The organism is Aeromonas media (genome assembly GCF_020423125.1).
Classification (GTDB): domain Bacteria; phylum Pseudomonadota; class Gammaproteobacteria; order Enterobacterales; family Aeromonadaceae; genus Aeromonas; species Aeromonas media.
The window spans coordinates 2193723-2206497 of the sequence record NZ_CP075564.1 but is presented as its reverse complement, the minus strand read 5'-3'; the positions used below and the strand labels follow the sequence as shown (position 1 = coordinate 2206497).

11 protein-coding genes are annotated in these 12775 nt (G+C 59.5%); 7 read left to right on the top strand and 4 right to left on the bottom strand.

The features are described 5' to 3' along the window. The first annotated feature begins 128 nt into the window (after positions 1-128). The 5 genes from rlmKL to rmf all read left to right on the top strand — a co-directional run bounded on the left by rlmKL (position 129) and on the right by rmf (position 6501). Complete coding sequence (rlmKL, locus tag KI797_RS10090) at positions 129-2300, top strand: bifunctional 23S rRNA (guanine(2069)-N(7))-methyltransferase RlmK/23S rRNA (guanine(2445)-N(2))-methyltransferase RlmL (protein ID WP_226172887.1); 2172 nt, start codon at positions 129-131, stop codon at positions 2298-2300. Continuing rightward, positions 2300-2530 (top strand): glutaredoxin family protein, encoded by a 231-nt coding sequence (locus KI797_RS10085; protein ID WP_005329597.1) that lies wholly within the window; start codon positions 2300-2302, stop codon positions 2528-2530. The genes rlmKL and KI797_RS10085 overlap by 1 nt, the downstream gene beginning before the upstream one ends. Before the next feature lie 68 nt (positions 2531-2598). Beyond that, a complete protein-coding gene (gene uup / locus KI797_RS10080; protein ID WP_043131835.1) occupies positions 2599-4509 on the top strand; it encodes an ATP-binding cassette ATPase Uup in 1911 nt (636 codons plus the stop codon). A gap of 8 nt (positions 4510-4517) precedes the next feature. Further along, positions 4518-6164 (top strand): DUF3466 family protein, encoded by a 1647-nt coding sequence (locus KI797_RS10075; protein WP_226172885.1) that lies wholly within the window; start codon positions 4518-4520, stop codon positions 6162-6164. A gap of 157 nt (positions 6165-6321) precedes the next feature. Continuing rightward, positions 6322-6501, top strand: a complete 180-nt coding sequence (gene rmf / locus KI797_RS10070) for a ribosome modulation factor (protein WP_005315693.1) — start codon at positions 6322-6324, stop codon at positions 6499-6501. 83 nt (positions 6502-6584) lie between these two features. On the opposite strand, the gene fabA is transcribed toward rmf, so the two are convergent. From fabA to KI797_RS10050, 4 genes are all read right to left on the bottom strand, one after another. Next, positions 6585-7145 carry a 3-hydroxyacyl-[acyl-carrier-protein] dehydratase FabA gene (fabA, locus tag KI797_RS10065; RefSeq protein ID WP_005329590.1) on the bottom strand — a complete coding sequence of 187 codons (561 nt, stop codon included), beginning with the start codon at positions 7143-7145 and terminating at the stop codon, positions 6585-6587. Positions 7146-7223: 78 nt separating this feature from the next. Next, complete coding sequence (locus tag KI797_RS10060; protein WP_226172883.1) at positions 7224-9200, bottom strand: Lon protease family protein; 1977 nt, start codon at positions 9198-9200, stop codon at positions 7224-7226. A 201-nt stretch (positions 9201-9401) separates the two neighbouring features. Beyond that, positions 9402-10679 carry a tyrosine-type recombinase/integrase gene (locus KI797_RS10055; protein WP_226172882.1) on the bottom strand — a complete coding sequence of 426 codons (1278 nt, stop codon included), beginning with the start codon at positions 10677-10679 and terminating at the stop codon, positions 9402-9404. Between the two features lie 288 nt (positions 10680-10967). After that, positions 10968-11273, bottom strand: a complete 306-nt coding sequence (locus KI797_RS10050) for a YebG family protein (RefSeq protein WP_139750698.1) — start codon at positions 11271-11273, stop codon at positions 10968-10970. Positions 11274-11497: 224 nt separating this feature from the next. On the opposite strand from KI797_RS10050, the gene KI797_RS10045 reads away from it, so the two are divergent. Both KI797_RS10045 and KI797_RS10040 read left to right on the top strand, forming a co-directional pair. Then, a complete protein-coding gene (locus KI797_RS10045; protein ID WP_226172881.1) occupies positions 11498-12142 on the top strand; it encodes a paraquat-inducible protein A in 645 nt (214 codons plus the stop codon). Next, complete coding sequence (locus KI797_RS10040) at positions 12120-12728, top strand: paraquat-inducible protein A (RefSeq protein WP_182785493.1); 609 nt, start codon at positions 12120-12122, stop codon at positions 12726-12728. Before KI797_RS10045 ends, KI797_RS10040 begins: the two co-directional genes overlap by 23 nt. Positions 12729-12775: the final 47 nt, after the last annotated feature.

The following is a 12775-nucleotide window of genomic DNA, read 5'->3' as shown; positions in this document are numbered from 1 at the left end:
TGCATCATCTTGCCCGCGCCTCTGTGTTGGCGACAGGAGCAAGAACGGGGGCAATTGCGCCGGCCAGCCCCCTTTATATTCGCGCGAACCCCAAGGTTCGGATGCCGAGTGCGGGCCGATAAGGTATAATGCGGCACTATTTTTATGGCATCCCCGTGAGCGTGATGAAAGAATTTTTTGCAACCTGCCCCAAGGGGCTGGAAAACCTGCTGGCCGTCGAGCTGACCACCCTGGGCGCGGAGCAGGTCCGTGAGACCGTGGCCGGTGTCCACTTCAAAGGCGAACTGGCCATCGGCTACAAGGCCTGCCTGTGGAGCCGTTTTGCCTCCCGCATCGTGCTGGTGCTCTCCGAATTCCAGATGAACGACGATCTGGATCTCTATCTCGGTGCCCACACCATTCCCTGGGAAGAGCACTTCCCCGGCACTGCCACCATCGCCGTGGACTTCACCGGTACCAACCCGGCCATTCGCAACACCCAGTACGGCGCGCTCAAGATCAAGGATGCCATTGTTGACCGCTTCACCAAGCGTGGCCATGTGCGCCCGGACGTCGACAAGAAGTCGCCGGACATCCGCATCATGGCGCACCTGGGCAAGGGCAAGGCCAATATCACTCTGGACCTGTCCGGCCCGGCGCTGCACCAGCGCTTCTACCGTCAGGGCACAGGCGAAGCGCCGCTCAAAGAGAACCTGGCCTGCGCCATGATCGCCCGCAGCGGCTGGACCGGCGAGCCCATGATGGACCCCATGTGCGGCTCAGGTACCCTGCTCATCGAAGCGGCCTTCATCGCCGCCGACATGGCGCCGGCCCTGCGCCGCGAGCGCTTCGGTTTCGATCGCTGGCTGCAACACGATGGTGAGTTGTGGCAGAGCCTGATGATGGAAGCCCAGGTGCGTGCCAAGCGCGGCATGCAGCGCTGCGAAGCCAAGCTGTTTGGCTGCGATGCCGACCCTCGCGTGCTGATGAAGGCCCGTGACAACGCCAAGGCGGCCGGGGTGGCCCACCTCATCACCTTCAAGCAGGCCGACGTGACCGCGCTCGAGAACCCGCTACCGATGCCTGCTGTGGAAGGGGAGGCCCGCGAGATCGGCATGCTGATCTCCAACCCGCCTTATGGCGAGCGTCTTGGCGAGTTCCCGGCGCTCCTGGAAGTTCACCAGGCCCTGGGCGATGCCCTGCGCCGCAGCTTCCAGGGCTGGAAGGTCACCATTCTGTCTGCTTCCCCTGAGCTGCTGAGCTGCCTGCGCCTGCGGGCCGACAAGCAGTATCGCCTGTTCAACGGCGCGCTGGAGTGCCAGCTGCGCAACTACCAGATTGCGCTCGACTCCGTGGCCTCCCAGAAAGAGGTGGCCCAGGACTTTGCAAATCGTCTGCGCAAGAATCTGAAGACCCTGGAGAAGTGGGCCAGCAAGGAGGGGATCGACTGCTATCGCCTCTATGACGCCGACTTGCCGGAATACAACGCCGCCATCGACCGCTATCGGGACTACCTGGTGGTGCAGGAGTATGCCGCGCCCAAGGACATCCCCGCCCAGAAGACCCGGCAGCGTCTGCTCGACATGGTGCAGGCCGCCATCAAGGTGACCGGCATGGACGGCGAGAAGGTGATCCTGAAGGTGCGTGAGCGTCAGGAAGGCAAGCAGCAATACCAGAAGCTGTCCGAAGAGCAGCACCGGATGGAGGTGCAGGAGTACGGTGCCCGTCTGTGGGTCAACCTCTACGACTACCTGGATACCGGCCTCTTCCTCGACCACCGTCAGACCCGTCGCATGCTGGGTCAGATGGCCCGCGGCAAGCGCTTCCTGAACCTGTTTGCCTATACCGGCAGTGCTACCGTGCACGCAGGCCTTGGCGGTGCGAGCGAAACCACCACGGTGGACATGTCCCACACCTACCTGAACTGGGCGCAGGACAACATGCGTCTCAACTCGCTGGTGGGCCGTCAGCACAAGTTCGTCCAGGCCGACTGCCTGAAGTGGCTCTCCGAGGCCGAGGATCAGTACGATCTCATCTTCATCGATCCGCCCACCTTCTCCAACTCCAAGCGGATGGACGAGAGCTTCGACGTGCAGCGGGATCACCTGCTGCTGATGCAGCACCTCAAACGCCTGCTGGCGGCGGACGGCACCCTGGTGTTCTCCAACAACAAGCGTCACTTCAAGATGGATCTGGCCGGTCTCGAGGCTGCAGGCCTCAAGGCCCAGAACATCACCAGCAAGACCCGGCCGAAGGATTTTGAGCGCAACCAGCATATCCACAATTGCTGGATCATCACCCACGCCGAGACGCAGGCCTGATGCTGACCCTGTTTCACACCGACGGCTGTCACCTGTGCGAACAGGCCTGGGCGCTGGTGGAAGAGGCTGGCCTTGCCGCCAGTACTCGCCAGTGTGACATCCTGGAGGACGAGCAGTGGCTTGCGGCCTACCGGGTGCGCATCCCGGTGCTGCGGGATGACGCTGGCCGCGAACTGGGCTGGCCCTTCACCCTGGCACAGCTCAAGGGCTGGCTTGCCCGTCAGGGGTGAGACTGATTTGACGATGAAACGGGGGCAGAGTCTGCCGCCCGTTTTTTCATAAGTAACAAGGAACAAACATGGCACTTTTGACATTGCACGGCGCTTGTCTGTCGTTCAGTGATTTCCCGCTGCTCGACAACGCCGAGCTGACCATAGAGCGCGGCGAGCGCCTCTGTCTGGTGGGCCGCAACGGGGCTGGCAAGTCCACCCTGATGAAGGTCATCGCGGGCGAGCTGTCTCTGGATGACGGCCGTCTGGTGTTGCAGCAGGACTTGAAGGTGACCCGTCTCGAGCAGGATCCGCCCGCCTCGAGCGAGCTGACCGTGTTCGACTATGCCGCTGAAGGGCTGGCCGGGGTGGGGGAGTTGCTCAAGCAGTACCACCACATCTCCCTGGAGCTGGGCCATGATCCCTCCGACGCCAACATCCGCAAGATGAGCGAATTGCAGGAGCAGCTCGACTACCAGAACGGCTGGCAGCTCGAGACCCGCATCAATCAGGTGCTGACCCTGCTGGGGCTGGACCCTGACGTGACCCTCGACAGTTTATCCGGTGGCTGGCTGCGCAAGGTGGCCCTGGCCCGTGCGCTCGCCTGCGACCCCGATCTGCTGCTGCTGGACGAGCCGACCAACCACCTGGACATCGACGCCATCAACTGGCTGGAAGAGTTCCTAAAGGATTTTCGCGGCGCCATCGTCTTCATCTCCCACGATCGGGAGTTCATTCACAAGCTGGCGACCCGGATCATCGATCTCGATCGGGGCGCCATCACCTCCTGGCCCGGCAATTACGATCAGTACCTGCAAGGGAAGGAGGAGTGGCTGCGGGTCGAGGAGCTGAAAAACGCCGAGTTCGACCGCAAGCTTGCCCAGGAAGAGGTGTGGGTACGCCAGGGCATCAAGGCCCGCCGCACCCGCAACGAAGGCCGGGTGCGCGCCCTCGAAGCGATGCGCATGGAGCGCAGCCAGCGCCGTGAGCTGCAGGGCAAGGCCAAGCTGCAGATGGACGACGTCAACCGCTCCGGCAAGCTGGTGTTCGAGACCGAAGGGCTGGGCCTCGACTTTGGCGATCGCACCCTGTTCCAGGGGCTGGATCTGCAGGTGCTGCGAGGCGACAAGATTGCCCTGGTCGGCCCCAACGGCTGCGGCAAATCCACCCTCATCAAACTCTTGCTGGGTCAGCTCGAGCCGAGCCGCGGGCGGGTCAAGGGCGGCACCAATCTGGAAGTGGCCTATTTCGATCAGTACCGCGAGCAGCTCGATCCCGAGCAGACAGTGGTGGACAACGTGGGGGAGGGCAAGCAGGAAGTGATGGTGCGTGGCCGCTCCCGTCATATTCTGGGCTACCTGCAGGACTTCCTGTTTGAACCCAAACGGGCGCGGACTCCGGTCAAGGCCTTGTCAGGGGGCGAGAAAAACCGTCTACTGTTGGCCAAGTTGTTCCTCAAACCCAGTAACTTGTTGATTCTAGATGAACCAACCAACGACCTGGATGTCGAAACGCTGGAACTTTTGGAAGAACTGCTGACCGATTATCCAGGTACCCTGCTGCTGGTCAGCCACGATCGTCGCTTCATCGACAATACGGTGACCGGCTGCTGGCTGTTTGAAGGAGACGGGCGGATCAGCGATTATGTGGGCGGCTATGCCGACATGATGGCCACCCGCGCCCTGCAGAGTCAGCAACAGGCGGCCAAGGCAGCTGCGGCCAAGGTGGCAGAGCCTGTCGCGTTGGCGGCTGAGCCGGCGAAAAAAACACGCAAACTCTCTTACAAGTTGCAACTGGAGCTGGATAATCTGCCAGCCCGGCTGGAGCAGCTGGAAACGGAACTCGATGCCCTGCAGGCGGAGATCAACCATCCCGGGTTCTTCTCCCTGCCGGCGGAGCAGACCCAGTCCAAACTCGATGCATTGCATGCGGCAGAGTCCGCATTGGAACACGCCTTCTCCCGTTGGGAGGAGTTGGAAGCGTTGAAACATCAAGACTAAGGAAGTAGATGAAAAAGCAATTATCCATGCTGGCCATCCTGGTCGGCGCCAGCCTCAACGCGCAGGCGGCACAAAGCTCCTTCTTCACCATTGTCGATGACGAAGTCAAAGGATATGCCAGCGGGATCAGTGCCGATGGCAGCGGACTCATCGGGATCAACACCAAGAACAACATGGCCGAGTACTTCTCGACCGTGCGCTCTGCCGACTTCCTGGTCGATCGTTTCCGCTTTGAGCAGGGCTGTTTCCTCTCAAGCTCCGTCTGTGACTCCTTCTGGAATGACAACCCCGGGTTTGCTTACCAGTGGCGCCGCGATTTCCTCGATGGTGTCGATCAGCGCAGCGGCGTCGGTTATGTCGTCAGCAGTGAGACAGATGGTCTGGTGACGGCACTGGGTGAGACACCGGACACCCAGGTGGGCTACAAGATGAATGGCAAATTGCGCACCGCCTTTGCGGTCGCGGGGGATGGCAACACTGTTGAGCTGAAAGATGCCGCCAGCACCCACAGCCTGAGTGTCCCGACCAGCATCAAGAAACTGGACAACGGTCAGTACCTGGTGACCGGGACGGCCGCCAGCGGCAAGTACCGCCACAACGTGGGTGGTGACTTCTATAACTGGTGCTTTGCAGGCAATGACGACGAATACGGCGACTTCCGTTACTGTCCCGGGGTCGATACCCAGGCCAGCTTCTGGCTGCTCAATGGCTCAGGTGGCTTCAACAAGCTGATGCAGGCCACTACCTATGGCCGTCAACGCGACGAAGTGCTGCAGACGGCCTCTGCTTTCGGTGCTGCGACGTTCAATGGCACCCTGTACGGCGTGGGCTACAGCTCCACCGGTGAAGTGGGTTCGGGGGATCTCGACGGCCGCAACCTGGCCAGTTACTGGACCCTGGATCTCGATGCCGGCACCGTGGGTACCACCAAGATAATCCCGCTGCCCGATGGCGAGCCGGGCAAGGATGACAGTGTGCTGCAAAATAGCTGGGCGGTATCTGTCAACGAGAATGGTTATGTGATCGGCAACCAGCGTTACAGCATCAACAAGGGTCAGAACCGTCCGACCGAGATGTTCTTGTTCAATCTGAACAATCCGAGTTCGGCGGCAACCATACCCTTGCAGGACAAGCCGCTCTCCGGCTCCGGCTCCGAGGGCGCGGCCATCAACGATCACAACATGGTGGTCGGCTGGCGTGACTCCCGTCATCAGACCCAGCCTGTGGCCAACGGCACGAACCGCATGCAGGAAGCCTTCCTGCTCAATGCGGCCTCCCCGAGCAACAACTGGTACCTGAACGACCTGATCTGTGGTCTGGATGATGCCGGCGCCAAGCAGTGTGCCCAGAATGGCAAGTATTACCATATCGCTTACGCCAGCGGTATCAGCAGCGATGGCACCATAGCCGCCACCGCCTATCGCTATAACAGCGAGAGCGATCTGAACCTGCGTACCAACGCGACCGTGGTCGCTGTCAAGCTGACGCCGACCGTGGCGGACTATCAGGGCAACACACCGGCCAACTATGTGGTCAGCAATGCGCCGGTCAACAACCAGACCGGTCAGGATGGTGAAGATGGCGGTGGTGGCAGCCTGTTCTGGTTGACGCTGTTGGCCTTGCCTTTCGCCTGGCTGCGCCGTTACCAGCGATAAAAAATGCGTCATCAAAAATTAATGCAGTTCAGTATCTTGTGTCACAACGTCTGAATAGCATGGAATTTTTTGTTTGACCCTGCTTCCCCCCTGGGGTAAAGATGAAAGCGACCGGTGAAAACTTGGTCGCTTTTTTGTTCCACGAAGAGGGTCGTAGATGATGAAGAGACAGAAACGGGACCGTCTGGAGAGAGCTCGCGCTCGTGGTTATCAGGCTGGCGTAGTCGGCAAACAGAAAGAAGCGTGTCCGTATCAATGCCTGGATGCCAGAGGGCACTGGCTTGGTGGTTGGCGCGACGCCATGGAGGGGCGAGGCTCAGGCCTCTTCATGAAGTAACCGAAACTTCATCACTCATTACAAAAGGAAAGGGGCCATGGCGGCCCCTTTACGTTGTCACTCTCTGACCGGGTCAGAGCAGATCAGAATGCGGTGGTGTCTTTGAACAGGCCCACTTTCAGGTCGGTCGCGCTGTAGATCGGACGACCATCCACCTCGACCACGCCGTCGGCAATCCCCATCACCAGCTTGCGGTTGATGACGCGTTTGAAGGTGATCTTGTAGGTCACTTTCTTGGCGGTCGGCAGGATCTGGCCGGTGAATTTCACCTCGCCCACGCCCAGAGCGCGTCCCTTGCCCGGACCGCCTTTCCAGCCCAGGAAGAAACCGACCAGTTGCCACATGGCGTCGAGACCCAGACAGCCCGGCATGACGGGGTCGCCAGGGAAATGGCAGTCGAAGAACCAGAGATCCGGAGTGATATCGAGTTCGGCCAGGATTTCGCCTTTGCCGTGCTCACCACCGTTGTCATTGATCTTGACGATGCGATCCATCATCAGCATGTTGGGGGCGGGCAGTTGGCTGTTACCCTCACCAAATAATTCGCCACGGCTGCAGGCAAGCAGCTCTTCACGGGTAAACGACTCTTTACCCTGTTCACACAGGGAGAGGCGGGGATTAGTGGTGTCGTTATCTAGGGTCACGCTGTTTATCCTTCATATGGGTCAAAGCCGGGTCAATTTAGCTTACAGTTGTTCGCTAAACAACTCCGATCACTTTATTTAGAGGCCGAATAGACGGCCCAGCAGGTTGCGCAGCACACCACTCTTGGGGGTAGTGCCATTGAGTTCATCCAGCCTGTCCTGGATCCGGCCAAACAGGGTGTCCGGCATGTCAGGCTCGCCGGCCACACAGCCGGTCAGCAATTCGATGGCCTCTTCCACATGATCTACCGGGTGGATATGGAACTGGCCCGCTTCCACGGCGGCAATCACCTCATCGGAGAGGTTGAGCTGCTGGGCGTTGGTACCGGGCAGAATGATGCCTTGCTTGCCGGTGATGCCGTGGATCTTGCACACCCGGAAGAAGCCTTCGATCTTCTCGTTGACGCCACCCACAGCCTGCACGTTGCCAAACTGATCGACCGCACCGGTCACCGCGAAACGCTGGGAGATGGGTTGGCGGGCGAGGGCAGATAGCAGGGCGCACAGACCGGTCAGAGAAGCGCTGTCGCCGTCAATCTCGTGATAGGACTGCTCGAACACCAGGTTTGCCGAGAGGGGCGAGGGGTTCTCTGCGCCGAACTTGTTGGAGAGATAGCCGTGGATGATCATCATCGCCTTGGCGTGAATATGACCGGCGAGCTCAGCCTTGCGCTCGATGTCGGCCACGTCGCCATCCCCCAGATGCACAGTGGCGGTCAGTCGTACCGGTTCACCGAAGTCATAGGGATGACCGGCCACCTGGATGACGGAGAGGCCGTTGATCTGGCCCACCTCTTCACCGTCGGTCTGCAGCAGGATCTGGCCATCGATGACCCCCTGATCGGATTGTTCCACCAGGTAGTTGAGACGGTAATCCTGCTCCTCCAGGGCGAGCAGTATGTGCTCGTCGGTCACCTTCTCCGCCTCCAGCTCCCGGGCCAGGCTGTCAGCCATGCGCATGATGGCGCTGAGCTGCACCTCCGAGAGGGAGAGCCACTCCTGATGGTCACAGAGACGACTGGCATGGCGACACAGGGCGAGGAGGGCACCCGGAGTGAAGTCCAGCAGGTTCCAGCGCAGCCGCAGCCAGGCCAAGTATTGCAGAAACTCGGGCAAGTCCTCTTCGATGTTCACCTCGGACACCAGATCGGCGCGCAGGAAGATGCGTTCGGACATGTCCCTGTCCAGCATCTGGAATTCGGCCACATCCAGCCGGTCGCCCACCAGGATCAGTTTGAACCGGATAGGCGTGGCCTCTGGGGTGAAGAAGGGGGTCAGGGTCTTGCCTTCCTGATAGGCATTCCAGTCCAGCTCGCCTTTTTGCATGGCGTTCTTGAGCTTGAACCAGAGATGGGGCTGATCGAGCAGCTCGTCGAGTTGCAAGATGAGGTAGCCGCCGTTGGCTTCCCGCAGCAGGCCCGGCTCCAGCAAGTGCTGGTTGGCATAGACGGAGCCTTGCTCGGTCTGGTAGTTGATGGAGCCAAACAGAGTGTCCCAGTTCAAGTCCCGACCATAGATGACGGGGGCTTGCTGCTCTTCGTGATGGATCAGCAGGTTGATGAGCACCGGGTGCTGGAATTCGAGCCCCTGGGCCACGTGCGCCGCCAGATCGGAGAGAAAGTCCACGATCTTGGGGTCATTTTCCTGCTTGCGGATGATGCGGGTGACTAGGCGCTCGGCATCCAGATGATGGCTCATCAGCTTGAGCAGTTCACCAACCATCTCGCAGAATTCAAACCCGGTACCGGGTTGCAGGCGTAGCCAGATAGGCTTGAACGGGTTGTTGAGGTTTTCGGTGTAGCAGAGATCGAACAGGTCGCCATCCTTGCCATTGGAAGAGGCGATCAAGGTCTGGCAGACACTCTCATAATCTGCACCCGGGAATCCATTGAGCAACATGACCGGGCAGTCACCATCAAAACTGGCCAGTCGCTTGATGCCGGAAATTGCTCTGGGTTGCAGGGCGGCAAAAGGGATGGGTTCGAGCTCGCTGAGCGTGGGGAACTGCTCAATCGTGAAAGCGGGTTTTAATTGTTCTGATGTTAATTCAGCCACTTAAGACATCCGGTCGGGGATAGGATCAATTGTTTCCATTATACACAGTTCAATTGGCGGTAACAGGAATCAAGCATACATCATTTAACATAATATACATTATGCGCGGTTAGGTTGATGGGTGACTGGCAGGCATATTTTCCCGCAATCTGACACTTGGCCGATACACTGATGCTTTTTGCGCAGTCTGCGTACCGGCACTCATTCATGCAGGAGATTCAGAGGCTTATGGTTGGCACTCTCGTGCCGCTCGATGTTGCCGGTGTGCAGGTATTTGGAGGTGGTGTCTATGCTGTCGTGTCCAGCGTCGGCTTGCACGTGTGACAGCGGCCGGCCATGCAGATTGATGTCGTGGGTGATGCCGGTATGGCGGATGGAGTGTGGCGTCAGGGTGCGCATCTCGGCGGCATCCTGAGCAAAGCCATCCTGCTCGGCCAGGTTGGCGGCATGCTCGAAGACCGCCATCACCAGGTCCCGCAGTTGGCGGATGCCGAGATTGGCATTGAGCTCGCCTTGCTCACGGCCATGGGCGGCCGCCTTGTGGCGCACGAAGAGCGGCGTCTGTTCGCCCGGGGCTGGCAGCGGCGAGAGCCCAAGAAAGGTGCGATAGCGTGCCAATGCATCCAGCAAGGCTTGTGAGACGGCCACTGTGCGGCGTTTGCCACCCTTGCTGCGCGGTATGTCATAACCCCAGACCCCGGTCTTGCTGTCGCGGCGAAACTGGCTCATGACGGGGCTGAAGCCCGGTCTGGCCGCCACCTCGGAGATACGCAGATAACAGGCGTACATGAGGCAGATGAGAAACCGGCTGCGTTCATGCTGGGCCGGGCATTCGGTTGCCAGCTGTTCGGCAGCCTGCATCACATAGGACCACTGCAATTCGGTAAAGGACTGGGCCTCTTCACCGGCGTCCTGGCTGTTCGGCCGCTTTACCCGTTGCAGCAAGAGTGCTGGATTGCGGTCTATGTACTCCTCCTGGATCAGGAATTGAAAAAAGGCCGACAGTATGGCGAGCTTGGTTTTCATCGCTTGCTCGCTCAGGCGATATGGCAGCTCGCGGCCCAGTTCCCGCTTGCCGAGAAACGGTCGCCACAAGGGGTTGGGCAGCCGCTCTCCCCACTCCTTGTCGAGCACGAACTGGGCTACGTTTCGGTATGCGATCAGCGCCTGTGGCGGTGCCTGGCAGTAGTCGAGGTAGCGCATCATGATGCGCCTGGTGAGGTCCTTGGGGCTGATGGCCACTTCGCAGAAACACCAATGCAGGAAGGTGGTCAGCTCGCTGCGGTAGGTCTTGTAGTTGTTCTCGCTGTGGCGTTGCTCCAGCAGCCAGTCGACGGTCAGCTCATAGACGAGGCCGGCATCGGGGACATTGCCCAGGCTGAGGGTGGCCAGATACTGGTTGACCTGGGGGTTGCCCGCCTCCAGATGGAGCAGATTATCGAACAGCGGCATGGCGGGCGGCAGTGACGGATGAGTCATGATGGTGCTTGTGAGTCTTGTTGAGTGAGGCTGGCCCGGTGCCGCGCAATCCTGATGCCGATAAATGGGGTTATCGGCATCAGGGGATACCAGATGGCGCGAGGATGTGTCGTCGAGGGTCTCCTGACAGACACCGGTCAAGATGGAACACGGTATTTATTCAATGAATATGCACTCTTGTTGGAGATTCCTCGGGGTAAATAGCGACAAGAATGACTGGAAATGGGCCCTGCATGAATATTGTGGTGCGGGGCTCAGGGCTGGATGCCCTGCCCCGTCCTTTCCTTGTCAGGCTACGCTCTTGAGGGATTTTCCCTTGGGCTTCTCGGCGTCCACCTTGTCTTCCTTGGGGCTGATCCCCTGCCCCTTGCCACCGCGCAGCACGTTTTGCAGCAGATCCCGCTGCTCGGCCAGGTAAAAGGCCAGGCTCTCCTGCTGCTCGGGCGCCAGCTGGACAGGCGCTCCGGCCAGCAGCGTCATCAGTTCATCGGCGGTATCCAGCAGCTTGTCATAGGCATCCGCCTCTTTCTTGCTGGCAAAGGTCATCTTCTCCACTCCCCCACGCACGACAACATACTTGATCTCAACGGCCATAGTGGCGTACTCCTCATGATAGTGACTGCAAGTATATGTATGAATATACAGTATTGCAAATATCACTCAGGATCCGCCAACGCGCCCTCTGTCCCGTGTTTCTTTCTATTGCCCTGGGAGTTGGCAGGCCGGGCCATCTTTTCTTGGCCAGAGACGGAGCTCCGGCAAGACAGCGAAGGTGTTTTAGGGTAAATTTTATCAATTCCTTCAACAGGTTGAATCGTATGTCGGATCCCCACTCCGTGATCGTCTGCCCGGCGTGTGACTTGCTGATCGAACGCAAGCTGTTGCCCCTGCGTCGTCACGCCCATTGTCCTCGCTGTCACCAGCATCTCTATGGTCGCTATGCCTTTCGTCCTTCCCAGTTGATGGCCCTCACCATCACCGGCTTCCTGCTGCTGCCCTCCACCCTCTTCGAACCCCTGCTCTACCTGCGCCTGGCCGGTGTCAATTCCGATGCCAACCTGCTCAAAGGCATTCTGATGCTGTTTGGGGAGGGCGAACTCTGGGTGGCGAGCCTGGTGCTCTGGTGCGCAGTGCTGGCGCCAGTGGGGCTGCTGCTCGGCATCTTTGCGCTCGCCTCCGGCCTTGCCAAGCGCTGGCACATACTGGCCCCGACGCTCAAGGCCGTAGAGGTGTTCCGGCATTGGGCCATGCTGGAGGTCTACATCGTCAGTCTGATGGTCGCCCTGTTCAAGCTCATTGACATCGCCGACGTGCGTCTGGGGGGCGGCCTGCTCAGCCTGGGAATCTTGATGCTGCTCAACATGACGCTGCTGATCCTCTTTGATCCTGCCCCCTATTGGGAGAAGATACCGCTACAAAACGCCTCGCAGGAGCCGGATCATGATCCCGACCAGCGCCCGTGAACTGGGGCTTTGCCGCTGCCACACCTGCGGCCTACTGGTGCGTTACCAGAGCGCCATGAGTTGCCCCCGCTGCCACAGCCCTTTGCAGATGCGGATCCCCCATTCGCTCGCCTGGTCATGGGGGCTGCTGGCGCTCGCCAGCTTCATGTTGCTGCCCGCGAATCTGCTGCCCATCACCCACTTCTACAACAAGGGATTACTGCAGTCCGATACCATTTTCAGCGGTATCATTGCGCTCTATCGCAGCAAGATGTCGGGCATCGCTACCATAGTGCTGACTGCGAGCATCATAGTCCCCATCGGCAAGATACTGGGGCTGGGCTGGATCTGCTGGCAGTTGCAACGCAGCAAACCGGTGCGGCGCAAGCGTCAGCTCATCATGTATCGCATCATCGATTTCATCGGTCGCTGGTCCATGCTGGATCTGTTCGTGATCTCGCTGATGGTGGCTCTGGTGGACCGCGGGGTCTTGCTCAACGTACGGGCCGGGCCTGGGGCAACCGCCTTTGCCGGCGTGGTGATCCTCACCATGATGTCGGCCCGGATGCTAGATACCCGTCTGTTATGGGACAAGGCGGCCCGTTAATGCATTTTTTCTGTATCGGATGTGCTGTGCATCACAGCCAACTTAAG